The 22,080-nt window shown below is 57.9% G+C and carries 22 protein-coding genes and 1 tRNA gene; 10 read left to right on the top strand and 13 right to left on the bottom strand.

The genetic code is table 11. The annotated features are described in order from the left end of the window. Window positions 1–19: 19 nt before the first annotated feature. On the bottom strand, window positions 20–1,417 hold the full coding sequence (thrC, locus tag ACQZ5M_RS20240; protein ID WP_449080703.1) for a threonine synthase: 1,398 nt from the start codon (window positions 1,415–1,417) through the stop codon (window positions 20–22). Window positions 1,418–1,625: 208 nt separating this feature from the next. Here thrC and ACQZ5M_RS20235 point away from each other — a divergent pair, with 208 nt between their 5' ends. Next, window positions 1,626–2,207 carry a PilZ domain-containing protein gene (locus ACQZ5M_RS20235; protein WP_296036219.1) on the top strand — a complete coding sequence of 194 codons (582 nt, stop codon included), beginning with the start codon at window positions 1,626–1,628 and terminating at the stop codon, window positions 2,205–2,207. Window positions 2,208–2,275: 68 nt separating this feature from the next. Here ACQZ5M_RS20235 and ACQZ5M_RS20230 read toward each other — a convergent pair whose 3' ends face one another. Beyond that, window positions 2,276–2,959: an HAD-IA family hydrolase gene (locus tag ACQZ5M_RS20230; RefSeq protein WP_449080702.1), complete on the bottom strand. Its 684-nt coding sequence runs from the start codon at window positions 2,957–2,959 to the stop codon at window positions 2,276–2,278. A 146-nt stretch (window positions 2,960–3,105) separates the two neighbouring features. On the opposite strand from ACQZ5M_RS20230, the gene ACQZ5M_RS20225 reads away from it, so the two are divergent. Next, window positions 3,106–3,786 (top strand): GntR family transcriptional regulator, encoded by a 681-nt coding sequence (locus ACQZ5M_RS20225; RefSeq protein WP_296036222.1) that lies wholly within the window; start codon window positions 3,106–3,108, stop codon window positions 3,784–3,786. 21 nt (window positions 3,787–3,807) lie between these two features. On the opposite strand, the gene ACQZ5M_RS20220 is transcribed toward ACQZ5M_RS20225, so the two are convergent. Further along, entirely contained in the window at window positions 3,808–4,890 is a 1,083-nt protein-coding gene (locus ACQZ5M_RS20220; RefSeq protein ID WP_449080701.1) for a hypothetical protein, read from the bottom strand. 197 nt (window positions 4,891–5,087) lie between these two features. Between ACQZ5M_RS20220 and ACQZ5M_RS20215 the strand changes: the two genes are divergently transcribed. Next, window positions 5,088–6,233, top strand: coding sequence for a site-specific DNA-methyltransferase (locus ACQZ5M_RS20215; protein WP_296021217.1), 1,146 nt, complete (start codon window positions 5,088–5,090; stop codon window positions 6,231–6,233). Between the two features lie 385 nt (window positions 6,234–6,618). On the opposite strand, the gene ACQZ5M_RS20210 is transcribed toward ACQZ5M_RS20215, so the two are convergent. Together ACQZ5M_RS20210 and mutY are read right to left on the bottom strand one after the other, a co-directional pair. After that, the gene (locus tag ACQZ5M_RS20210) at window positions 6,619–7,230 is read right to left on the bottom strand and encodes an HAD family hydrolase (RefSeq protein WP_449080700.1); all 612 of its coding nucleotides are present in this window, start codon (window positions 7,228–7,230) and stop codon (window positions 6,619–6,621) included. Between the two features lie 17 nt (window positions 7,231–7,247). Then, a complete protein-coding gene (gene mutY, locus ACQZ5M_RS20205; RefSeq protein WP_449080699.1) occupies window positions 7,248–8,354 on the bottom strand; it encodes an A/G-specific adenine glycosylase in 1,107 nt (368 codons plus the stop codon). Window positions 8,355–8,464: 110 nt separating this feature from the next. Between mutY and ACQZ5M_RS20200 the strand changes: the two genes are divergently transcribed. From ACQZ5M_RS20200 to ppdK, 4 genes are all read left to right on the top strand, one after another. Next, a complete protein-coding gene (locus tag ACQZ5M_RS20200; RefSeq protein ID WP_296021210.1) occupies window positions 8,465–8,974 on the top strand; it encodes a DUF721 domain-containing protein in 510 nt (169 codons plus the stop codon). A 137-nt stretch (window positions 8,975–9,111) separates the two neighbouring features. After that, complete coding sequence (locus tag ACQZ5M_RS20195; RefSeq protein WP_296021208.1) at window positions 9,112–9,786, top strand: DsbA family protein; 675 nt, start codon at window positions 9,112–9,114, stop codon at window positions 9,784–9,786. 84 nt (window positions 9,787–9,870) lie between these two features. Continuing rightward, a complete protein-coding gene (gene smc, locus ACQZ5M_RS20190; RefSeq protein ID WP_449080698.1) occupies window positions 9,871–13,335 on the top strand; it encodes a chromosome segregation protein SMC in 3,465 nt (1,154 codons plus the stop codon). Window positions 13,336–13,507: 172 nt separating this feature from the next. Continuing rightward, entirely contained in the window at window positions 13,508–16,213 is a 2,706-nt protein-coding gene (ppdK, locus tag ACQZ5M_RS20185; RefSeq protein ID WP_449080697.1) for a pyruvate, phosphate dikinase, read from the top strand. Between the two features lie 2 nt (window positions 16,214–16,215). Here the strand turns inward: ppdK and ACQZ5M_RS20180 are convergent, their stop codons facing one another. Continuing rightward, a complete protein-coding gene (locus tag ACQZ5M_RS20180) occupies window positions 16,216–16,485 on the bottom strand; it encodes a hypothetical protein (RefSeq protein WP_449080696.1) in 270 nt (89 codons plus the stop codon). Between the two features lie 272 nt (window positions 16,486–16,757). Here ACQZ5M_RS20180 and ACQZ5M_RS20175 point away from each other — a divergent pair, with 272 nt between their 5' ends. Next, window positions 16,758–17,678, top strand: coding sequence for a DUF1499 domain-containing protein (locus ACQZ5M_RS20175; protein WP_449080695.1), 921 nt, complete (start codon window positions 16,758–16,760; stop codon window positions 17,676–17,678). Between the two features lie 3 nt (window positions 17,679–17,681). Here ACQZ5M_RS20175 and ACQZ5M_RS20170 read toward each other — a convergent pair whose 3' ends face one another. Together ACQZ5M_RS20170 and ACQZ5M_RS20165 are read right to left on the bottom strand one after the other, a co-directional pair. After that, a complete protein-coding gene (locus tag ACQZ5M_RS20170) occupies window positions 17,682–18,131 on the bottom strand; it encodes a thiol-disulfide oxidoreductase DCC family protein (protein ID WP_449080694.1) in 450 nt (149 codons plus the stop codon). An 11-nt stretch (window positions 18,132–18,142) separates the two neighbouring features. Next, window positions 18,143–19,051: an MBL fold metallo-hydrolase gene (locus ACQZ5M_RS20165; RefSeq protein WP_296103737.1), complete on the bottom strand. Its 909-nt coding sequence runs from the start codon at window positions 19,049–19,051 to the stop codon at window positions 18,143–18,145. Between the two features lie 265 nt (window positions 19,052–19,316). On the opposite strand from ACQZ5M_RS20165, the gene ACQZ5M_RS20160 reads away from it, so the two are divergent. Continuing rightward, window positions 19,317–19,391 (top strand) — tRNA-Gln (locus ACQZ5M_RS20160). Between the two features lie 363 nt (window positions 19,392–19,754). Here ACQZ5M_RS20160 and ACQZ5M_RS20155 read toward each other — a convergent pair. Beyond that, window positions 19,755–19,967: a hypothetical protein gene (locus ACQZ5M_RS20155; protein ID WP_449080693.1), complete on the bottom strand. Its 213-nt coding sequence runs from the start codon at window positions 19,965–19,967 to the stop codon at window positions 19,755–19,757. A gap of 62 nt (window positions 19,968–20,029) precedes the next feature. Between ACQZ5M_RS20155 and ACQZ5M_RS20150 the strand changes: the two genes are divergently transcribed. Beyond that, the gene (locus ACQZ5M_RS20150; RefSeq protein WP_449080692.1) at window positions 20,030–20,812 is read left to right on the top strand and encodes a hypothetical protein; all 783 of its coding nucleotides are present in this window, start codon (window positions 20,030–20,032) and stop codon (window positions 20,810–20,812) included. On the opposite strand, the gene ACQZ5M_RS20145 is transcribed toward ACQZ5M_RS20150, so the two are convergent. The 4 genes from ACQZ5M_RS20145 to ACQZ5M_RS20130 all read right to left on the bottom strand — a co-directional run bounded on the left by ACQZ5M_RS20145 (window position 20,809) and on the right by ACQZ5M_RS20130 (window position 21,924). Then, window positions 20,809–21,141, bottom strand: a complete 333-nt coding sequence (locus ACQZ5M_RS20145; RefSeq protein WP_449080725.1) for a DUF2293 domain-containing protein — start codon at window positions 21,139–21,141, stop codon at window positions 20,809–20,811. The genes ACQZ5M_RS20150 and ACQZ5M_RS20145 overlap by 4 nt on opposite strands. Continuing rightward, window positions 21,138–21,344 (bottom strand): hypothetical protein, encoded by a 207-nt coding sequence (locus tag ACQZ5M_RS20140; protein ID WP_449080691.1) that lies wholly within the window; start codon window positions 21,342–21,344, stop codon window positions 21,138–21,140. Before ACQZ5M_RS20140 ends, ACQZ5M_RS20145 begins: the two co-directional genes overlap by 4 nt. Before the next feature lie 52 nt (window positions 21,345–21,396). Then, a complete protein-coding gene (locus ACQZ5M_RS20135; RefSeq protein WP_449080690.1) occupies window positions 21,397–21,594 on the bottom strand; it encodes a hypothetical protein in 198 nt (65 codons plus the stop codon). A gap of 66 nt (window positions 21,595–21,660) precedes the next feature. Next, window positions 21,661–21,924 carry a hypothetical protein gene (locus tag ACQZ5M_RS20130; protein ID WP_449080689.1) on the bottom strand — a complete coding sequence of 88 codons (264 nt, stop codon included), beginning with the start codon at window positions 21,922–21,924 and terminating at the stop codon, window positions 21,661–21,663. Window positions 21,925–22,080: the final 156 nt, after the last annotated feature.

Below are 22,080 nucleotides of genomic sequence, written 5' to 3'. Positions count from 1 at the left end.
CCACGTCTTTCCGCGTCGGTCAGTCCTTGGCGCGAGCATGCTTGCCGATGAAGGTCTCCACCGCCTCAAGCTCTGCTTCCAGGACGTCGAAACGCTCCTCCCGGTTCATAAGATCAGCAAGCCATACTGGTAGGGCAGGATCGATTGCGCAAGCGGATTTTACAGCATCAGGGAATTTCGCCGGATGCGCAGTCGAAAGAACCACCATCGGACTGTTTGTTTTTTCGTGCTTTTTCGCAACATACACCGCTGTAGCGGTATGGGGATCGAGCAGGTAGCCGGTCTCGCTTAGTGTGTCGCGAATGGTTGCCGCGACCTGCTTTTCGGTTGCGCGACCCGCGCGGAAGTCTCGCTTGATCACCTTCATCGCCGCTTCGGAAATCTGGAAGGCGCCGGATTGCTTCAGGCCATCCATCGAGCGCTTGATCTCGTCCGAGTCGCGATCATAGGCTTCGAACAAAAGGCGCTCGAAGTTTGAGGAGATCTGGATATCCATCGAAGGCGAGGTGGTGGCGTGAACGCCGCGCATCTCGTAACGACCGGTCTTTAGGGTGCGGGCCAGAATGTCGTTGTCATTGGTGGCGATCACCAGCTTGTCGATTGGCAGGCCCATCTGCTTGGCCACATAACCCGCAAATATATCGCCGAAGTTGCCGGTCGGCACAGTGAAGGAAACCTTGCGATCGGGCGCTCCGAGCGAAATCGCGGTGGTGAAGTAATAGACCACCTGCGCCATGATGCGCGCCCAGTTGATGGAGTTCACGCCGGAAAGCTTCACGCCATCGCGAAATTTCGCGTCGTTGAACATCTCTTTGACAAGGCTCTGGCAATCATCGAAATTACCATTGATGGCAAGCGCATGCACGTTGGAAGCAGTCGAACTCGTCATCTGACGCTGCTGGACAGGCGAAACTTTGCCATGCGGGAACAGGATGAAGATGTCGGTGCGATCGCGACCGGCAAACGCATCGATGGCGGCACCGCCGGTGTCGCCGGACGTGGCGCCAACGATCGTTGCACGCTGGCCGCGCTCGGCCAGGGTGTAGTCCATCAGCCGAGCCAGAAGCTGCATGGCGACGTCCTTGAACGCCAGTGTCGTTCCATGGAAAAGCTCGAGAATGAAGCTGTTCGGTCCGGTCTGGACCAGAGGGGTGACAGCTGGATGACGGAATGTTGCGTAGGCGTCGTCGATCATCGAACGGAAATCCTTTTCAGGAATTTCCCCGCCGGTGAAGCGGTAGAGAACCTCAAAGGCGACTTCCTGATAAGTCTTGCCGCGAAGGGCGCGAATTTCCTTCTTTTTCATCTTCGGCCATTCGCTCGGCACATAAAGGCCGCCATCACGCGCAAGGCCTGCAAGCAGCGCATCGGAAAAACCAAGCGATGGGGCGCTGCCCCTGGTCGAAACATATTTCACGGAAATCGTCCTTCGTCGTCGTCATCAGTTCATGGCTGACAAACCGTGTCTGCGGGGTTTCTCGCCCATTTCGCAAAAATGGCACAAATCCCAACGCAACCATCGATTTTTCCCAGCGCCGCTGCTATAGACCATCGCCGACAGGCAAGAAAGGCCAATAAACAGCATCTGCGGCCTGTTGCGGAATTGTTTTAGAGGGTGGAACAGAGTGACAGGGACTATTTTGCGTTTATCCGCCGCAGCATCGCTGCTTGCCGTGCTTGCGGGTTGCAATTCTTCCAATCCGTCCGACTCGCTGGCGGTCAATCCTCCGGCACAACAGGCCAATGTGGCGCCCGTCGTGCAGGCGACTTGCCCGCCCATCACCGTGCTCGACAGCAACGCAGTGCATCAGGTCTATGCAGGCGGCGCAAAAGGTGATCCGAGCAAGCTCGTCTACCAAGCATCCATATCCGATACGACTCGCTCTTGCAGCATGAACGAATCGACCTTGACGGTAAACGTCTTTGCACAGGGACGTGTTGTTCCTGGGCCTCTTTCGAAGCCTGGCCGCGTCAATCTGCCGATCCGCGTCACTGTGAAAGATGGCGACGGTGAAATCTTCTCGCAGGTCACCAGCCTCGGCGTAGACGTTCCTGCCGGTGACGCAGGCACGCAGTTCATCTTCAACAACCCGAATGTTGCTATTCCGAATGCTCCGGGCGGTGCGTCCAAGCAGACCAATGTCTTCATCTCCTTCGATGCAGGTGGCGCTAAGGCAGGCGGCAAGAAGAGCGGTCGCAGGGGCTGAGACCAGAGGTCTTTGTCGACGTTTTCGAAAGCCGGATCGCGTCAAGCGGCCCGGCTTTTTTCATGGGTTCAAATCGCCCATTCGGAAAGGGCGGCGATCGTCGCGGGCAGATCCTGCATGCGGGAGATCACTGTCTCGGCACCAGCGTCGGTCAGCTTGTCCGCATGGCTCGGATAGCTGTGCGATGCTCCGGTGAAGCCGATGACGCGCATGCCAGCCGCGCGCGCGCCGGTGATGCCATGAACCGAATCTTCGATCACAACGACCTTGTCAGGCGAGACGTCGAACTGCTTGGCGCCGTGGAGGAAAATGTCGGGCTTCGGCTTGACGCGATCCGCTCCAAGATCCTTGGCGGAATAGACATGGCCCTCGAAATAGGGCTTCAAGCCGACCTTCGTCAGCATCATGTCGAGCCGGGCGCTGGAAGAATTCGAGCAGATGCAGCGCTGTGTCGTCAGGCGCGACAGGGCAAATTTCACGCCGTCAATGACTTTGACGTCGCGTGCCAGGCGCGCATCCAACAGCTTTTCCGACTTATCAAGCAGCGTGGCAGAGAGCGGAATGCTCGCCTCCCGCTCGACCTCCAGCAGGATGTTTTTCCATGTCATGCCGGAAAAGCGTTCGCCCATCTCCTCGACAGAAATCGGATAGCCGGCCTCTGTCAACAGGCGGGATTCGACTTGTGCCGCGATGATCTCTGAATCGACCAGAACGCCGTCGCAGTCGAAAATGATAAGGTCGAAGCCGCTCATATGCGCTCCTTGATGTCGGTAGAGGAATTGATGGGGTGGCTGGCTTTTAGACCAAGTGCTGTAGAAGCTCAACCAGCTGGAATGCAATGGAGCTTTGCGGCTACACTGTCGCTCGACAATCCCGTGACCTCGCCCTATGTCAGGTCATGGTCAAGATTCCAAAGCCCAAGCCAGACGATACGATTGCCGCCAAGATCAGCCGCACGCTTGCCGAGCGTATCGTGCGCGGCGAGCTCGCGCCCGGCGAAAGGCTGAGGCAGGACCACATCGCTGAAGAATTTGGCGCCTCTCATGTGCCGGTGCGGGAGGCATTTCGCCGTCTGGAGGCCCAGGGGCTTGCTGTCAGCATTCCGCGCCGGGGCGTTCGCGTTGCTGATTTCGGTCTGGCCGATGTGCGCGAGGTGGCGGAAATGCGCGCCGCACTCGAGGTTCTGGCACTTCGTAATGCCATACCGAACCTAACGGATGCCATTCTTACCGAAGCCGAGGCTGCGACCCATGAAGGCGACGACGCGCAGGATGTTCGCCATTGGGAAGCGGCGAACCGTCGCTTCCACAGGCTCATTATCGCACCGTGCAACATGCCAAGGTTGATGGAAGCCATAGACGGGCTTCATGCTGCAAGCGCCCGCTTCCTGTTTTCCGCCTGGCGAGCTGGATGGGAGCGACGCACAGACACCGATCACCGCGCCATAATCGATGCGCTTCGCGATGGACGTGGTGAAGAAGCGATTCGGATATTGCATGGTCACGTGCAATGGATCGGCCGCACGGCAGTTCGAACGCCGACCGGCTCGACGCGCGATGCCTTTTCAATCGTGGGATAGTGACCGTCTTTGCAGTGGGAGTCAGTCTGCCACGTTGATCTCGGTGCGTTCGGACGCTGTCACCGTAGCATTGACTTCCTTCGGCTCGCGATTGGTCTTCTTGTCGTAGGTCACTTTTACCGAATATGTCCCGGGGTGAAGCGTTTCCTGGTGCGTCGTTCCGTAGCGCCCGGAAATTTCCTTCTGCGTCCCCTGTAAGTCCTTGGTGGTTTCGACGATGTCGATTCGCTCCGCTTTCGGGGCCGAAACGGCAAGGACGCCAGCATCGAGATCGACAGTAAGATCCGTGCGCTGGCCGGCTGTCACAATGAACGGCTTTTCAACGCTGACCTTGCCGAGGCGCGCCCTCATGATGAAGTTTCCGGCCGGCATCTGCATGATCTTGCCAGGGCCATAAGTTCCGGTGATTGTCTTACGAGTACCGTCCAGCGTGTCGGTTTCGGCAAGTGCCTCGAAGCGGATGCCGTCCGTCTCCACCTTGCGGCCGCCTTCCTTGTAGACGGCATTGGCCACGACCACGCCGCTTGGAATGATAACGTCGTGTGTCAGCGTATCGCCCGCTTTGACGGTAATCGTTTCTTCTGCCTCAGCTGGACCGATACGGCCCTGAAGCTTCAACTCGCCAGCGGGAACGAAAATTTCCTTTGATCCGTAGACACTATCGTTGAAATCGTCCTGCGTGACTGTCACGCGCGCAAGAGGCTCAGCCTCCTTGCTTTCCGGGCTGCGCTTAGGAACGATCGTCAGCTGCGCGGCCTCGAAATCGACCGCAAGGTCCGTCACGCCGCCGTCCTTCACTTCGAATGCGATTTCACGACTGATACTGCCGAGAGAGGCAACGGCAACGTAGCGTCCGGGCGGAATCTTTTCCTCGAAGGTCGCATCGTACGCACCGCCGACATTCTCGTCGCTGCGGCCACCCATGCTGTCTGCCTTGTAGAAATCCCAGCGAACCTTGTCGCTATCGCCAAGCGACGGGCCGCCGCTGAACATCACGGCATTCGTGCGTACATTCACTTGCGGCTTCGGCGCCTGCGGCGCAGCCTGCTGGGAAAAGGCGGCGCTGGCATAGAGCGTCGCGGCGATCATTAAGGCTATGCGCATTTTCAACTTACCCCTGCACCCGTCACTGGCACCATAATACCGCCAGCGTGGAAAATTCCTAAATCAAAACGTTAAAAATAATATCCGGTTCCATTCCCATCTTTTTGGGATTTTTCAGGGGTTTGTTCAGCCTTTGATAACCATCTTCGGTAACCATAAGGCCAGTTCAGTTGAGTAAGCGTATGGAGCGAGTACCCATGGCATCAGTGTTTCCACTGGCCGATTTTCGGCGCGCCGGTTTTGATCTTGCAGGCGAAAGCGATGCCTGGAAGGACAGCATCATCAAGGGTGACTGCGTCGCCGCGCTCGAAGCGCTGCCGAGCCAGTCAGTCGATGCGATTTTCGCCGATCCGCCCTACAACCTCCAGCTTGGCGGCGCGCTGCATCGCCCCGATCAGTCGCTCGTGGATGCGGTTGATGACGAGTGGGACCAGTTCGCCTCTTTCGATGCCTATGATGCCTTCACCCGCGCCTGGCTTCTGGCCTGCCGCCGCGTGCTGAAGCCCAATGGCACCATCTGGGTCATTGGTTCCTATCACAACATTTTCCGTGTCGGCTCCATCCTTCAGGACATGAACTTCTGGATCCTGAATGACATCGTCTGGCGCAAGACCAACCCCATGCCTAATTTCAAGGGTCGCCGTTTCCAGAACGCCCATGAAACGATGATCTGGGCCAGCCGCGATGCGAAAGCCAAAAGCTACACCTTCAATTACGAAGCGCTGAAAGCGTCCAACGACGACGTGCAGATGCGCTCCGATTGGCTGTTCCCGATCTGCAGCGGCTCGGAGCGGCTGAAGGGCGATGACGGCAAGAAGATCCATCCGACTCAGAAGCCGGAAGCGCTACTCGCCCGCGTCATCATGGCCTCGACCAAGCCTGGCGACGTCGTGCTCGATCCTTTTTTCGGCTCCGGCACCACGGGTGCGGTGGCAAAACGCCTTGGCCGTCATTTCGTCGGCATCGAGCGCGAGCAGGATTACATCGACGCAGCCTCTGCCCGCATTGCCGCGGTCGAACCGCTCGGCAAGGCTGAACTGACGGTCATGACCGGCAAGAAGGCAGAGCCACGCGTGGCCTTCAACGTTCTGCTTGAAAGCGGTCTGGTGCGCCCGGGTCAGGTGCTTACGGATGCCAAACGTCGCTACACCGCAATCATTCGTGCCGACGGTACCGTCTCGTCTGGCGGCGATGCAGGTTCGATCCATCGTCTTGGCGCCAAGGTTCAGGGTCTTGATGCATGCAACGGCTGGACCTTCTGGCATTATCACGAGGGCGACGTCCTCAAGCCCATCGATGATCTCAGAAGCGTTATCCGTATGGAATTGGCCAAAGCCGAGTAGTCTGCGATCCACCGCCTCGTGCTGCTTTAGCCAGATACTTCATCCGGTTTTAGTACCTTCAGTCCCGGATGAAGAGCAACCAGGGCTCGGCGTTTACCAGACGCCGGGCCCTGGTTTTATCATGTTAGAAATACCGAATTTTCATGAAATATTTCAATCGCATGGACAGCTTCGAGCAAGTAAGCCTCTTTAATCAGTCACGCCAAGGGAACGACAGCTAACCGCCGCCGCATCCATCCGCGGGCTTTTAGAAGCGCCCCTGGTGACTGATGTGGAAAGCCAAGAAAACGGAATGCTCCCCCACATTGACGATTCTTCGATCTGGCCGCTTGCGGCTGGACTGGCGCAGGACGGGGACCGCCATTCCCGCCTGCGCCAGGGATTCTCAAGCCTTGATACCGTAGTCGGCAAGATCCGCCTTCAGCTTTTCAGCACTCGTAAAATGCACGGCCTGCCAGCCGGCCTCCTTCGCGCCTTCCACATTGGCAATCGTATCGTCGATAAAGATGCTGGTTTCTGGATCGAGCCCGAACGTCTCCGCATGGAGAGTGTAGATTGCTACATCCGGCTTGATCAAACCGACATCGCCTGACACGGTCACGCCGCGCGATAGTGTCAGGAATGGATACATCTTCTGCGCTTCGCGAAACGTGTCGGACGCGAAATTCGTCAGCATCGTCACGTCATGGCCGCTGTCGATCAGACCTTTGAGAATGGCGACGGAATCGTCATAGGAGTGGGACACCATCTCGTGCCAGTGCTTGCGAAAAGCGCGAATGTGCTCTTCTCGATCGGGATGGCTGTCCAATAGCAACGCCTCGGCATCTTCCCACGTGCGACCGCGGTCCTGTTCTATATTCCAGTCATGGGTGCAGACGTTTTCGAAGAACCAGGCGCGTTCCGCATCGTCGGGGATCAGGCGGCTATAGGGAATGTGCGGATCGTAATGAATGAGAACCTTGCCGATATCGAAAACGATATGATTGATCTTTTTCATGAAATTGTCCTGTTGCTTCAAATCGCCCGAGATTTGCGGCTTGATGCCGCAAATGCCAATGGAATAGCCTGTGAGATTGCCTTTTTCATCACCGTCGGCAGTGCCTGGGCATCAAGATTTGTGACCGGCTCCCACCATCCGTCATCGTGCCGAAGGTCACTTTCGACTTTGACCCGATAGATCGACAGCCTGAGCTCGAAATGCGTGAAGACATGCACGATCGTGCCTGCCGCTTCCCAGTCGGCGTCAAAAGGCGCATGCGACGTATCGGTGCCGCCATCCAGGCGGGCGGTCCAGGCTGTGGTCGGCACTTCCGTCATGCCACCGAGAAGACCACTTTCGACGCGCCGTCGCAGAAGGAGCTCACCCCTGTCATTGACGGCAACGAAGGCCGCTCCAACGCGGACGGGTTTGTCCTTCTTCTTGGCCTTGACCGGAAAGCGCTCCGGCTCATCCTGCGCCAGGGCAAGACATCGGCCATTAAACGGACAGAGCGCGCAGGCGGGGCGCTTCGGCGTACAGATAGTGGCGCCGAGATCCATCATCGCCTGGGCAAAATCGCCGGGGCGGTCGCCAGGTGTAATCTCTGCAACTCTTGCTTTCATCAGTGGTTTTGAGGCGGGCAACGGCGAATCGATCAGGAACAGGCGTGAGATCACCCGCTCCACATTGCCATCCATCACCGCAGCCTTCCGGTTAAAGGCAATGGCAGCCACAGCCGCCGAGGTATAATCGCCAATCCCAGGAAGAGCCTTCAAACCGTCCTCGGTATCGGGAAACCTGCCGCCATGCTGAAAGGCGACCGCTTCGGCGCATTTCTTCAGGTTTCGCGCACGCGCATAGTAGCCAAGCCCCGCCCAGGCGGCCATGACGTCCTCTGTCGGCGCTGCTGCAAGATCGTCAACGGTCGGCCATGCGGCAAGAAACTTTGTGAAGTAAGGCTTCACGGCTTGCACGGTCGTCTGCTGCAACATCACTTCGGAAAGCCACACATGGTAGGGATCGGCCCGCAACCCCTTGGCCCCCATCGACGGCGAGGTTCTCCACGGCAGGTCGCGGTGGTGGCGGTCATACCATGCCAGCAGCAGCTGAGCATAAGCCGGCCCTTCGATTTTATGCAGCATATGTAAAGTCTGTTCCGATTTGGCTGAGGGCGTTTCCAATCGAGACGGAAACGTCCTATACTTGGTCCATACGCTTCGCCCGATCAAGCCACGAGTATAGAGTTGTGACTATGCGACCACCCCGTAAAGGTGTCCTTCAGATTGCCGAAGTGGCAAATGGTATCATCGATCCCGTTCTAGCAAAGCGTGCAGGAATAAGCACCGCGCTGCTTGGTTCATGGGATGAGATTGCCGGCACTGATTTCGCCGATTGCACCCGCCCTGAGAAGATCACCTGGCCACGCCGCGACGAGGGGCCGGATCGCGGCGGTTATCAGCCCGGCGTTTTGACCATTGCGTGCGAAGGCGCGCGCGCTCTTTTCCTGACCCACGCGCAGGGCGAGTTGATTGCCCGCATCAACGGTTTCTTCGGCTTTCCTGCCGTACGTCAAATCCGGATCGTGCAAAAGCCGGTTTCGGCGGCATCGACGCGCCGCCGCAAGCCGCAGCCTTTGCGGGGTGAGGCAGCAAAGAAGCTGGACGACATGATGCAGGGCATAGAAAGCGAGGCGCTGCGCAAGGCGGTGGAGCGCCTCGGCACCGCGGTCATGCAAAAGCGACCGAAGGGCAGGACACTCTGAAGCAGGCTATGTTGTCGAACAGTCCTTGACTGGTCACAATTCTTTGACAAGAACAACACCACTCGCCGCTTGTTGGAAACGATGTGTGGCTATATCGCAATCATAGACATTTGCGTCTTTCACAAACAGGTGCTTCCATGCATGTCCCAGAACTGAACCTCACCCGCCGCGGTCTTCTCGGCACTGTCGCCATGGCCTCTGTCGCAGCCGCACTGCCGGTTGTTGCTGGCAATGCCTTTGCACAGGATCTGCCGGAATCTTCCGGTAACGTCGACATGGCTGAGGTCCTGAAGCCCGGTGCCCTGCCGGATCGTGCGTTGGGGGACAAGAACGCTCCTGTGAAGATCGTCGAATACATGTCGATGACCTGCCCGCACTGCGCACACTTCCACAACACGACATTTGAAGAGATCAAGAAGAAGTACATCGATCCCGGCAAGGTCTATTTCGTCATTCGCGAATTCCCCTTCGATCCACGCGCCGCCGCCGCCTTCATGCTGGCTCGTTGTGCGCCGGAACAGCAGTATTTCCCCTTCATCTCCATGCTGTTCAAGCAGCAGCAGAATTGGGCCGCTGCCCAGGATGCGCGCGGAGCTCTGTTGCAAATGTCGAAAATGGCCGGTTTTTCACAGGAGAGCTTCGAGGCCTGCTTGACGAACCAGCAACTTCTGAATGATGTGAACGCGACGATGCAGCGCGGCGCAACGGAATTCGGCGTCAATTCCACGCCGACCTTCATCATCAACGGCAAGAAGTATTCTGGAGACATGTCGGTTGAATCCATGTCGGCCCTTATCGACAGCCTTCTGTAATCGACGCTACCGCATTTTGACGGGCGCCGGATATGTCCGTGCGCCCGTTTTCGTGTCTCGGGCGCGATGGGGCGAGGCCGCGGCATGAAGTTCAACAAGCTGCGCCTCCTGGGTTTCAAGTCCTTTGTCGAGCCCTCTGAATTCATCATCGAGCCTGGCCTGACGGGTGTTGTCGGTCCGAATGGCTGCGGCAAGTCCAATCTTGTCGAAGCGCTTCGCTGGGTGATGGGCGAAAACTCCTACAAGAACATGCGCGCCTCCGGCATGGATGACGTGATCTTTTCCGGATCAGGCAACCGTCCTGCTCGCAATACCGCAGAAGTCGGTCTTTATCTCGACAATTCCGACCGTACGGCTCCTGCCGCCTTCAACGATGCCGACGAGATCCAGGTCACGCGCCGTATCGAGCGCGAGAACGGGTCTGTCTATCGCATCAATGGTAAGGAAGCCCGTGCCAAGGATGTTCAGCTTCTCTTTGCCGACGCCTCTACCGGGGCGCGGTCGCCCTCCATGGTGGGGCAAGGCCGAATCGGCGAGTTGATCAACGCCAAGCCGCAGGCACGCCGTCAGTTGCTGGAGGAGGCGGCAGGTATTTCCGGCCTGCATTCGCGTCGCCACGAGGCGGAGTTGCGTCTGCGCGCTGCCGAAACCAATCTGGAGCGGTTGGAGGATGTGACCGCACAGCTGGAAAGTCAGATCGAAAGCCTGAAACGCCAGGCCCGCCAGGCCAACCGCTTCAAGATGCTATCTGCCGATATCCGTGCGCGTGAAGCCACACTGCTGCACATCCGCTGGGTGGATGCCGCTGAGGCCGAGCGCGAAGCGGACACCGCCCTGAACCTTGCCACCAATCTGGTGGCTGAAAAGGCGCAGCGGCAAATGGAAGCCGCAAAAGAGCAGGGCGTGGCCAGCTTCAAGCTGCCCGAACTGCGAGAGAACGAGGCGAAGGTTGCCGCCGCGCTGCAGAGACTGCAAATCGCCCGCACGCAGCTGGACGATGAAGCAAACCGCTTGCTTCGCCGCCGCGATGAACTGGCACGCCGCCTGTCGCAGCTTGGCGAGGATATTCAGCGCGAAGAGCGGCTTGTTTCGGACAATGCCGACATTCTCGCCCGCCTCGATACGGAGGAAGCAGAGCTTCTCGACATTCTTGCCGATTCTGGGCGCTACGCCGAAGAAACACGCGAGGCTTTCGAGGAGGCCGCTGCCAAGCTTTCAGAAAGTGAACGGGTCTTTGCGGCATTGACCGCAGAGCGAGCCGATACCGCCGCCTCTCGCGCCCAGCTTGAGCGCTCCATTCGCGATCTTGCCGACCGCAAAATGCGTCTGGAACGACAGTCTTCAGAGGCAGCCTCCGAGATCGACACGATCGATGACAAGTTGTCGCAATTGCCTGATCCCGCCGAAAGGCGTGAGAGCGTCGAGGCAGCGGAAATGGTGGCAGAAGATGCGCTGAGCTCCGTTGTACAGGCGGAAACTGCGGTTGCTGAAGCGCGCTCTGCCGAATCCTTTGCGCGCGGGCCGGTGGATAGTGCCCGCAATCGCCTCAATGCGCTGGAAACCGAAGCCCGCACCATCTCTAAAATGTTGGCAGCCGGTGCCGCCTCCGGCTCTTATACTCCTGTGGCGGAAGAACTGAAGGTCGATCGTGGCTTCGAGGCGGCTCTTGGCGCTGCCCTTGGCGACGAGCTTGAAAGCCCGCTCGATCCGGCAGCACCCGCTTACTGGACGGCGAACGGTGACGGTGCGAATGATCCAGTCCTGCCCCAAGGCGTCCTGTCACTCCTTTCCCACGTGTCAGGACCTCACGCACTGATGCGCAGCCTACGCCAGATCGGCATTGTGGCGAGTGTGAAGGAGGGGCAGGAGTTGATGCCGCAGCTTAAGGCCGGTCAGCGTCTGGTGACGAAAGAGGGTGCTCTCTTCCGGTGGGATGGGCATGTGGCGAGCGCCGATGCGCCGGGAAGTGCAGCTCTCAGGCTGGCACAGAAAAATCGTCTCGCGGAAATCGAAAACGAAATCGATGAAGCCCGTTTTGCACTGGAAGAGGCGGAGGAACGGCTGTCTGTTTCGACGGATGCGATCCGCATGGCGGAAACTGGCCTGACCGAAGCGCGTGAGCGCAGCCGCCTTGCCGCCAGACAATTGACCGAGGCACGTGATGCGCTCTCCATGGCAGAGCGTGCGTCCGGCGACCTTCTACGCCGTCGCGATGTCGTTTCCGAGGCGTTGAACCAGATCGGCGGTCAGATCGAGGAGATCGCCGTTCAGGAGGAAAATGCACGAATAGAACTTGAGAACAGCGCCGATCTTCCGGATATCGATCAGCGGCTGCGAGATAGCCAGCTGGAGGTTGCCACCGATCGCAGCCTTCTGGCGGAAGCACGTGCGCGCCATGAGGGATTGAACCGGGAGGCGGAAACCCGTCAGCGCCGTGTCACTGCCATCGCTCAGGAACGCGCGACCTGGGCTGCCCGTGCCGCAAGCGCCGCAGACCACATTGCCACACTCAGGGAGCGCGAGGAGGAAGCGCGCGACGAACTCGTGGAGCTCGATATTGCACCTGAAGAGTTTGACGAGAAGCGTCGTAACCTCTTGACTGAACTCCAGAAGATGGAAGAGGCGCGCCGCGCCGCCGCGGACCGCCTGGCCGAAGCGGAAAATCTCCAGCGCGACGCCGACCGTGCGGCGGCAACCGCACTCTCCGAACTGGCGGAAGCGCGTGAAAAGCGCGGCCGCGCCGAGGAGCGGCTCGTCTCTGCCCGTGAGAAGCGTCAGGAGAGCGAGAGCCGCATTCGCGAGACTTTGAATGTGGAGCCGCAAATGGCGCTGCGTCTCACTGGATTGGCTCAAGGGGCGCCGTTGCCCGAAGTTCGCGATGTGGAGCGCGATCTCGACCGGCTGAAGATCGAGCGTGAGCGTCTCGGCGCCGTCAATCTGCGCGCCGATGAGGAGCAGGCGGAACTGTCGGCAAAGCTCGCCGCTCTCATCAAGGAGCGGGACGACATAATCGACGCGGTCAGAAAGCTGCGCGCAGGTATTCAAAGTCTCAACCGCGAAGGTCGTGAGCGTCTGGTCGCCGCATTCGATGTGGTCAATACCCAGTTCCAGCGGCTCTTCACCCATCTTTTCGGCGGCGGCACGGCGGAACTGCAACTGATCGAGTCCGACGACCCGCTGGAAGCCGGTCTTGAAATCCTGGCGCGTCCACCGGGCAAGAAGCCGCAGACGATGACGCTACTGTCCGGCGGCGAGCAGGCGCTGACCGCCATGGCCCTGATCTTCGCTGTCTTCCTCACAAACCCCGCACCCATCTGCGTGCTGGACGAGGTGGATGCACCGCTCGATGACCACAATGTGGAGCGTTACTGTAACCTGATGGATGAAATGGCGGCATCCACAGAAACCCGTTTCGTCATCATCACCCACAACCCCATCACCATGGCCCGCATGGATCGCCTCTTCGGCGTCACCATGGCGGAGCAGGGCGTGTCGCAACTCGTGTCGGTCGATCTGCAGATGGCGGAGAGGCTGGCGGAAGCGGTCTGAAGCCCTGGCTCCCGCTACCAGAGATTTTATCCCTCCGTCGCCGGATATCGACCATTGAACGCCGCAATTATGCTGCACTGCACTGTCATCTTGTGCTCTCTGGCGTTCCCAACAGTGTGACAATGCTATAATGGGTTGAAAAACAAGAACGCTTCTGGGTGGAGAGCGTATAATGAAGAAGTGGGTTTACACCTTTGGCAATGGTGCTGCCGAAGGCCGTGCTGGCGATGTGGCCATATTGGGAGGCAAGGGCGCGCACCTTGCCGAAATGGCGAGCCTCGGCCTGCCTGTTCCGCCCGGCTTTACCATAATCAGCGAAGCCTGTGGGCGCTACCATCAGGGCGGACGCCAGCTACCCAGTGATTTGAAGTTGCAGGTCTTGAGTGGCCTCGCCGGCATGGAAGCGATGACGGGCCGCAAGTTCGGCGCAGGTCCACGCCCCCTCTTGCTCTCCATCCGCTCTGGCGCTCGTGCGTCTATGCCTGGCATGATGGACACTGTGCTCAACCTCGGCCTCAATGACGAGACCGTTCAGGCTCTGTGTAAAGATTCGGGCGATGCACGCTTCGCCTGGGATAGCTACCGACGTTTCATCCAGATGTATGCAGACGTCGTCATGGGTCTCGATCATGAAGTCTTCGAGGAAATACTCGAGGACGAAAAAGGTCGCCTTGGCTATGAATATGATACGGAGCTCTCAGCCGACGAGTGGCAGCATGTGGTGTCGCGCTATAAGCAACTGCTCGAAGACGAGCTCGACGAGCCGTTTCCGCAAGATACCGAAGTTCAGCTCTGGGGCGCCATCGGCGCTGTCTTCGCAAGCTGGATGAATACCCGCGCTGTCACCTACCGCCATCTTCATAGCATTCCCGGTGATTGGGGGACTGCGGTTAACGTGCAGGCCATGGTCTTCGGCAATCTCGGCTCGACTTCGGCCACCGGCGTTGCCTTTACGCGTAATCCATCGACCGGTGAAAAGGAGCTCTATGGTGAGTTTCTCGTCAATGCTCAAGGTGAGGACGTGGTGGCGGGCATCCGCACGCCGCAATCCATCACCGAATCGGCACGCATAGCATCCGGCTCCGAAAAGCCGTCGATGGAAAAGCTGATGCCCGAAGCCTTCCAGGAGTTTATCGGGATTTGCGGGCGTCTGGAAACCCACTACCGCGACATGCAGGACATGGAGTTCACTATCGAGCGCGGACAGCTCTGGATGCTCCAGACTCGTTGCGGCAAGCGCACCACGCGCGCGGCGATGAAGATTGCAGTCGACATGGTCGAGGAGGGCCTGATCACGGCCGATGAAGCGGTGTGCCGGATAGAGCCGTCGTCCCTCGATCAATTACTGCACCCCACGATCGATTCCTCCATTGAAAAACCCATTATCGGTTCTGGCCTTCCCGCCTCGCCAGGGGCTGCCTCCGGCGAGATCGTCTTCAACGCTGAAGAAGCTGTCGCAGCCAAGGCTGAGGGGCGACGCGTCATTCTGGTGCGGATGGAAACCAGCCCGGAAGACATTCACGGCATGCACGCGGCCGAGGGCATACTGACTACGCGCGGCGGCATGACGAGCCATGCGGCTGTGGTGGCACGTGGAATGGGTATACCCTGCGTGACGGGCGCAGGCTCGATGCGTGTGGATTTGCGCAATGGCGTGCTGGTCGGTATCGGCTGCATGCTGCGCAAGGGCGATGTCATCACCATTGACGGATCGTCGGGCCGGGTGTTGAGAGGCGAGGTGCCTATGACGCAGCCGGAGCTTTCCGGCGATTTTGGCAAGCTGATGGAATGGGCCGATGGCGCGCGTCGCATGACGGTGCGCACCAATGCCGATACGCCGGCCGATGCGCGTGCTGCCCGCGCCTTCGGTGCCGAGGGGATCGGCCTTTGCCGTACAGAACATATGTTCTTCGAAGGCGAGCGTATTCACGTCATGCGCGAAATGATCCTTGCCGAGGACGAGGCGGGCAGGCGCGCAGCGCTTGACCAGTTGCTGCCCATGCAGCGGGAGGATTTCACCGAACTCTTCTCCATCATGCATGGCATGCCGGTGACGATACGTCTGCTCGATCCGCCGCTGCACGAATTTCTTCCAAAGACCGATGGCGAGATCGTCGAAGTGGCGGCAGCCATGGGCATGCCGCAGACGTTATTTCGCCAGAGACTGGATGCGCTGCACGAATTCAACCCCATGCTCGGCCATCGCGGCTGCCGTTTGGCAATCTCCTATCCCGAAATCGCCGAGATGCAGGCCCGCGCCATATTCGAGGCTGCGGTGGAAGCGGCGCGGCGAACGGGTGCGCCCATCGTTCCCGAGATCATGGTGCCGCTCGTCGGTCTTCGCTCGGAACTGGATTATGTTCGCGGCGTCATTGACCGCGTGGCCGCTGAAGTCGCAACAGAAAGCGGCATGGCCCTGGAATATCTGACGGGAACGATGATCGAACTTCCCCGTGCAGCACTTCGCGCCCATGTCATCGCAGAGGCTGCCGAATTCTTCTCCTTCGGCACGAACGACCTGACGCAGACGACCTTCGGCATCTCGCGCGACGATGCTGCCCGCTTCATCAACACCTATCAGCGCAAAGGCATCATTGAGCGAGACCCCTTCGTATCGCTGGATTTCGACGGGGTAGGGGAGCTGATCCGCATTGCTGCGGAGCGAGGCAGGCAGACACGCTCTGAGCTCAAGCTTGGCATTTGCGGGGAGCATGGCGGCGACCCGACCTCTATCGATTTCTGCGAAAATGTGGGGCTGGATTACGTATCCTGCTCGCCATTCCGCGTGCCTATTGCACGCCTGGCCGCCGCTCAGGCGACACTGTCGCAGGCGCAACAGCGGCAAGCCGCACCTGCTAGGAAGATCGCCTCGCTGTAAGGTTAGCGGTTTTCGACGATGACGCGCCGCTCGACAACAACGGGTGACCAGAACATGTCGCGGTTGACTTGCGCCTGCCAAGCCCTGTTGTCAGCCCGACGGTCAAGATCGAGATCGAGAAGGCAGCGTGCCGTCTGATCGGTATTCGGACGGAAGCCGTAACCGCGGCATGTGGCCTCATCGCGCGCCCGGCGCTCTTCCGGTGTCAGCGTTTGACAGGCACTAAGCGCCAGCAAGGCGGCGAGGGAACCGAGAACGATCGAAACACGCATGGTCATACCCCTTTGGAGCTTCAGGCGCCATTGCATTCATTGACGCAAAACAATACCGGCGAGACATCTTATGTTATCCTGATACGCCCAATTGGTGATGTGTAAAAGACCCGCTCTCTGGAAAGGTTGCGGTAGGGTGGAATGCAAAATCGGTGCAGCGTTCCAATTCTTTCGAAAACACTTTATGAAGACCCCGTATCAGTGATTCAGACGGTCATACCCGCCTGAAGCGCTTTCTCTCTGGCAATGCATGTGTTCACGGGTGCTGCTTTATGACAGTGCGTTTCGTTAGGCCCGTTTCTCATGCGGCGTACCTTTCCCGCTATCTCGGCTTTGCCGCGCTGCTTCTCTTCTTTATTGCCGCGCCATTACACCGTTTCGGGCCGTTGACCACACCGGATTTCGTGGCGCTCACTCTGATTTCGGCAGGGATTGCCGCGATTGCGCTCGTGCTCGCACTCATCGGTCTCCAGCGGCTCTGGTCGGTTGGCGCCAAGGGTGGCCTGTGGTGCCTGTATGCGCTACTGCTTTCTGCCGTTCCGCTTGCGGTCGTGGGTTACGCTGCGTTTCTCTATTGGCAGAACCCGAAAATTTATGACGTGACGACGGATACGACCGATATTCCAAGTTGGCTTTCCGTTCCTACCGCCAACCAGCAATGGCTGCCGCGGCCGGCGGCGGTATCGACAGTGGAACGGAGCGCGCAGTTGGAAGCCTATCCCGGCTTTCTCGGCCACCGCTACGAGGGCGCGATCGACCGCGTCTATGCGGCCGCCAGAAAGGTCGCCAAAGCGCAGCATATCCGTATCCTGCATACCGATGGCTTGATTGGCGCGCTTCCGGATGCGCAGCCCGGCGCACCGAAACAGGACGTTCAGGAGGGCGCGGCCGATACGCCGGTGGAAGATCTACCATCTGTCATACCTGTGCCGCTGGCGCGTCCGGCGGAAGCGCCAGCGCCCACATTTTTTAACGGCAGCGGGACGGTGTTGATGCAGGGCGATACGCGCACGCTTATTCTTGGAGCACGCTTCGATGTGTTGATCCGTCTGCGTGAAGATACCGAAACGACACTGGTGGACGTGCGGGTTGCTTCACGCTTTGGCCCGCATGATCTCGGCATGGCGAAGAAGATCGCCGACAGTTATCTTGATGCTCTCGATGCGCAAATGCAGGGACTCAACGACAACTGAGACCTATGACAGGAAAAGCTCCCGCTCTTGCGAGGTGGGCATCCGGCAGGTCTGTCGTCGTCCGGCAATTTTCATTCGGTTTCGCGCAACCACGCGGTAGATGCCATCGCGGATGAAGCGTGGCAGGAACCGCAATGTGGCCGCCAACCCAATCAAGCCGCCGAGCAACTCGAACACCTTCAGAACGCTGTCCGAATAGGAATAGGCAATGCCTCTGTCGATGAGCAGGCTGGTCTCGTAATCCTTCGTTTCGAAGCCGTAGTGACGCATAAGGGCGGTGCCGAGCTCAGATTGAGCCGGTGTAAAACGGAAAAGGCGATCTTTGTCATATCGGAGAACAAGATCGACGTCACGCGAACAGAATCCGCACTCACCGTCGAATATGATCAACGGCTTGTCATCGGGAAAATTCGGCACGGAAGGATCGTCGCGATAGCTATAGGCACTGGTCATACGTGACATTCCTATCTTGGCAGATAAATTCCGGTAAGCGAAGGCGGACCATCCGTCTGAACCAGGCCTTTTGCGATGAGATCCTCGATATGGGCGAGGACGGACAGGGCGGCCGCGCCATGCAGGCGCGGATCGGTGCTGCGGTAAATGACTTTGACCATCTCCAAGATCGTCCGGTCGCCAGCCTTTATTCTCGCCAACACGGCCTTTTCCCGCATGCGCCGATGGGTTCGAAGCCCGCGCATGAAAGCTGTCGGATCATTCACCGGTCCGCCGTGGCCGGGCAAAAACACACGGTCCTTGCGCTCGAGCAGTTTATCGAGCGAGGCCATATAGTCGCTCATTGCACCGTCCGGGGGCGCCACGATGGTGGTCGCCCAGGCCATGACGTGGTCTGCGGAAAAGACGATGCCGTCACGATCCAGCGCGAAGGCCGAATGGTTTGCCGTGTGCCCGGGCGTATGCAGCGCGGTCAAGGACCAACCTTCCCCTGTGACGGTCTCATTGTCGCCAAGCACCAGATCGGGCATAAAATCGCTATCGGCGCTCTCGGCGAAAGGATTGCGCTCTCCCATATGCAGTGGACGCGCTGCGCGATGCGGCCCTTCCGCGACCGTGATCGCGCCCGTGGCTTCCTTAAGCCGATTAGCCAGCGGCGAATGGTCCCGGTGCGTATGGCTTACAAAGATATGCGTCACCTCGCGACCATCCAGCGCACGCATCAGCGCCCGAAAATGATCCTCATCTTCGGGACCCGGATCGATCACCGCCACCGAGCGATTACCGACGATGTAGCTATTGGTGCCGTGAAAGGTGAAAGCCGATGGGTTGTTGACCGTAAGGCGCTGGACGTTGTCCGCAACGCTCACCGCAGTGCCGTAGGCGGGTTGAAACTCGAGATCGAAAGCCGGGTCTGCCATGATGCAAAAGCTCTTCACAATCCATGAGGCGCTTCACAAACTCTGTCAGTTACGTGCTGCGCTTCAAGCTGCTGTTTTCAGCAGGTGCTGACGCAAAGCCGCGAAGGGCGTTTCGCATGCCATGCTTTGGTCTTCGGAACTAACACGAAGAAGTCGCTGCACCCACAAGAAATCTGGTCCGCTCGAAACTTAATGATTGCCGCTGCCTCTATGCTTTGCTAATCAGGCGCCGTTCAGGCAGTGGCGTTTCGCCCATCTGCTTCGTTGGGGCGTCGCCAAGCGGTAAGGCACCGGTTTTTGGTACCGGCATTCCCAGGTTCGAATCCTGGCGCCCCAGCCATGACCTATTTAATGTTATATTTCAATGACTTGGAAACATTAGAAATTTCGAAACCGGAACACTTTTCCGGTGCATAAAACCGGATCATCTGGGTAGGCTACCTATCAGCACTTGGTTTCCCGCCCTGTTGCCACAAGCACATTTAAGCTTGCGGGGCATGTTCTTGAGATATTGATCCCCCCATTCCAGTTCGACCGCACGCTTGTCGAGCCATGAGACGCGCCCACATTTCCCGCATTGCGCTCCAAGCACTTCCCATTCGCGAAGGCTCTTGATCGTCTCGTAGTTATCACCTTCATAGAATCGGAAGTTCGAAGGCTCGAACGGTGCGCCGAGATCGATGCCGCGCCGGTGCTTCACCGCTCAATCCTCGCGTTGGAATCTTGGCTTCCATCCACGCACGAGGCCGGGGCTGATAAGCTTGGAAGCCGTATCAAGCTGGTCGCATAGGAAATCAGCGTCGGCAATCACCGTCCGCAACGCAGCAAGCGCATCGCCTGCGCAAGCATCGAGAACGACGCGGGCGCGTTCATCTAAGTTCGAATTCACTTCATTCTGACGAGCTTGGACAAGCATGATATAGTCTCCTAAAAACGAGAACTGCGTTCCCTTTTTGTTCTGGCTTAGGTCGAGAGTCAATGCGCTGTAAGTTTTGTGATGAAAATAGACCGCTGATCAAAGCCCACATTCTCCCCGCCGCATTTTTCACCTTCAATGACGCGCGTATTCTTTCTTCCTCGCCAGAGGTTCACCCAAAGAAGTCCCGGATAGGGGTCTATGACGAGAACATTCTTTGCGCTGAGTGCGATGGGTCGTTTGGTCTTCTTGATCAGCACGTGGTAGAGAAAATTCTGAGGAAGGAAGGTCGATTTCATTCAGACGGTGAGTTCGGCCTCCGACACTACATCGACGCGGCTTCTGAGATTGTCCGGCTGTTCGCGCTGTCCGTGGCTTGGCGTGCTCATCACAGCACCCATGCAATGTTTGCGAACGTTAATCTTGGCCCGCATGAAGGCCCGATCAAGCGCGATCTGCTTAACCCGATCGAACACCGGAAGGTCAGCGCGTTCGTCCACGAGTTCGATCATCGGAACATACCGATAATAAGCCCAATACCGGAGCGTTACGACAAGGTGCGCTTTCTCCGTATCTATGCTGGGCGCTTGATTTTAAGCGTGAAAGTAGATCAGCGGCCAATGCCGCCTGATCTCGATTATCTCGACCTTCTGACCAACGAGCAAACTATATCGATCGTTGTGCCGTGGACTGGATCGGCGGAAGCCAGCCTAGCTATCGACATCATATCTGGCAGTGAGCATAATCGACGGCTTGCGAACAAATGGCGAAAGGAGAATGCATCCGACGATCCTATGTCCGTTTTTCGTATTTCGATTGGCCGCTCAAAGTTCCCATCAAATTAGGCATGCTTCCAACTAGCGATCATGGCGTCAACTCGTCGCTGGACACGTCGCCGTGCTTCTTTCCGCTTCACACCTACCAAAAGCAGTTGATCGTAATCGGTTAGTTCGTGCCTAAGCATGTTTTGCATGACGTGGTCGACCGCGACCGCAATGGAGACGCCACGCCAGTTCTTCGGCTCTGTGCAAACTTGATTAGCAAACCGCACAACGGCAAATTCCGGGCACCGCGGATACTCATCCCGAATGAAATACTCAACTTCATACAGGTGGAACCACTGTTTGTGTTTACGCCGCTGGCGTTCGCGCCGTCGCGCCGTGCGGCTCTTCATCGACTGCATCGGCGCCTGTTTTCAATAACGACCGCAATCAAACCGGAAACGTAATGCGACCACTCGAATATGTCGCGGTCGTTAAATTCCTCCCGTGTCATGCGCCGGGCTTCATTAAGCGTCTCGCATACGAGCGATCCGATTTTACCTCTCATAAGATTGTCAGCTTCTTCAGCTGAAAGCTCTTCGTAGGTGCTCGACATGGTCGCTCCTAAACAAAAAAAAGGCCCGCCAACCACGGCGGGTCGATAAAGGCTAGTTCATATCAAGCCACTCAACGGCATCGTCGTGGTCAGTCCATGCGAGGTGCTTATCCTTGAAAGCCTGCAACTCGGGCTTTCCCTTGATCGCATCGGCGATACGAGCGCGAGTTACATCGGCGTCAATGGTGCCGTGCCGGTAGTCGGCGAGGATTTTGTCAAAGATGGCGGGCGTGTTGTTCGGGATAGGCATTAGGTGGCTTCTTTCTCGTATAGGCTCTGGTTTTAGGAATTTTTCCGTGTGTTATCCGCCAGTTGTCTAACTGGCGGGAACGACATTCACCTTTGGGAAGCGATTTACCGCCAATCTACCAAGCGCAAGCCAATCCACTGGCGTCTGCTGAGGACGCGGCTCATAGCTAACCGGCGCTAAGGAGTCCGGCCACATGCCGAGATCGCCGAGAACTTCAATTATGCGGGTGCGCAAATCGTCGGGCGCTGCCGGATCGAACGTCCGGGCGATAGTCTCAAGATCGGACACGGCGAGGTCGTATAGTTCTGAATTGATGTAAAGGTCCTGCATGGAAATCTCCTGTTGCTTGCTGACGGCAACACACATGATTCACGTTACGTGATTTGGCAAGATAAAATTGGTTTAAGTATTTGAATTTAATTTTTATTCAGTAAGTGCTTACTTACTTTTACGCACGAAATACACCCCACGCCATGCTTTAACCGT

This window comes from Rhizobium sp. 22-785-1, assembly GCF_053521965.1.
The sequence above is the reverse complement of the archived record's forward strand: the minus strand, read 5'-3'. Positions and strand labels throughout refer to the sequence as shown.

Bases quoted from the DNA above. Each gene is read 5' to 3' on its own strand.
- ACQZ5M_RS20145 (WP_449080725.1), bottom strand. From the start codon at position 21,141: ATGAAGAGCCGCACGGCGCGACGGCGCGAACGCCAGCGGCGTAAACAC.
- ACQZ5M_RS20215 (WP_296021217.1), top strand. From the start codon at position 5,088: ATGGCATCAGTGTTTCCACTGGCCGATTTTCGGCGCGCCGGTTTTGAT.
- ppdK (WP_449080697.1), top strand. From the start codon at position 13,508: ATGAAGAAGTGGGTTTACACCTTTGGCAATGGTGCTGCCGAAGGCCGT.
- ACQZ5M_RS20210 (WP_449080700.1), bottom strand. From the start codon at position 7,230: ATGAAAAAGATCAATCATATCGTTTTCGATATCGGCAAGGTTCTCATT.
- ACQZ5M_RS20195 (WP_296021208.1), top strand. From the start codon at position 9,112: ATGCATGTCCCAGAACTGAACCTCACCCGCCGCGGTCTTCTCGGCACT.
- smc (WP_449080698.1), top strand. From the start codon at position 9,871: ATGAAGTTCAACAAGCTGCGCCTCCTGGGTTTCAAGTCCTTTGTCGAG.
- ACQZ5M_RS20140 (WP_449080691.1), bottom strand. From the start codon at position 21,344: ATGTCGAGCACCTACGAAGAGCTTTCAGCTGAAGAAGCTGACAATCTT.
- ACQZ5M_RS20155 (WP_449080693.1), bottom strand. From the start codon at position 19,967: ATGCTTGTCCAAGCTCGTCAGAATGAAGTGAATTCGAACTTAGATGAA.
- ACQZ5M_RS20165 (WP_296103737.1), bottom strand. From the start codon at position 19,051: ATGGCAGACCCGGCTTTCGATCTCGAGTTTCAACCCGCCTACGGCACT.
- ACQZ5M_RS20150 (WP_449080692.1), top strand. From the start codon at position 20,030: ATGCGCTGTAAGTTTTGTGATGAAAATAGACCGCTGATCAAAGCCCAC.
- mutY (WP_449080699.1), bottom strand. From the start codon at position 8,354: ATGCTGCATAAAATCGAAGGGCCGGCTTATGCTCAGCTGCTGCTGGCA.
- ACQZ5M_RS20135 (WP_449080690.1), bottom strand. From the start codon at position 21,594: ATGCCTATCCCGAACAACACGCCCGCCATCTTTGACAAAATCCTCGCC.
- ACQZ5M_RS20175 (WP_449080695.1), top strand. From the start codon at position 16,758: ATGACAGTGCGTTTCGTTAGGCCCGTTTCTCATGCGGCGTACCTTTCC.
- ACQZ5M_RS20225 (WP_296036222.1), top strand. From the start codon at position 3,106: ATGGTCAAGATTCCAAAGCCCAAGCCAGACGATACGATTGCCGCCAAG.
- ACQZ5M_RS20130 (WP_449080689.1), bottom strand. From the start codon at position 21,924: ATGCAGGACCTTTACATCAATTCAGAACTATACGACCTCGCCGTGTCC.
- ACQZ5M_RS20200 (WP_296021210.1), top strand. From the start codon at position 8,465: ATGCGACCACCCCGTAAAGGTGTCCTTCAGATTGCCGAAGTGGCAAAT.
- ACQZ5M_RS20230 (WP_449080702.1), bottom strand. From the start codon at position 2,959: ATGAGCGGCTTCGACCTTATCATTTTCGACTGCGACGGCGTTCTGGTC.
- ACQZ5M_RS20170 (WP_449080694.1), bottom strand. From the start codon at position 18,131: ATGACCAGTGCCTATAGCTATCGCGACGATCCTTCCGTGCCGAATTTT.
- ACQZ5M_RS20180 (WP_449080696.1), bottom strand. From the start codon at position 16,485: ATGCGTGTTTCGATCGTTCTCGGTTCCCTCGCCGCCTTGCTGGCGCTT.
- ACQZ5M_RS20220 (WP_449080701.1), bottom strand. From the start codon at position 4,890: ATGCGCATAGCCTTAATGATCGCCGCGACGCTCTATGCCAGCGCCGCC.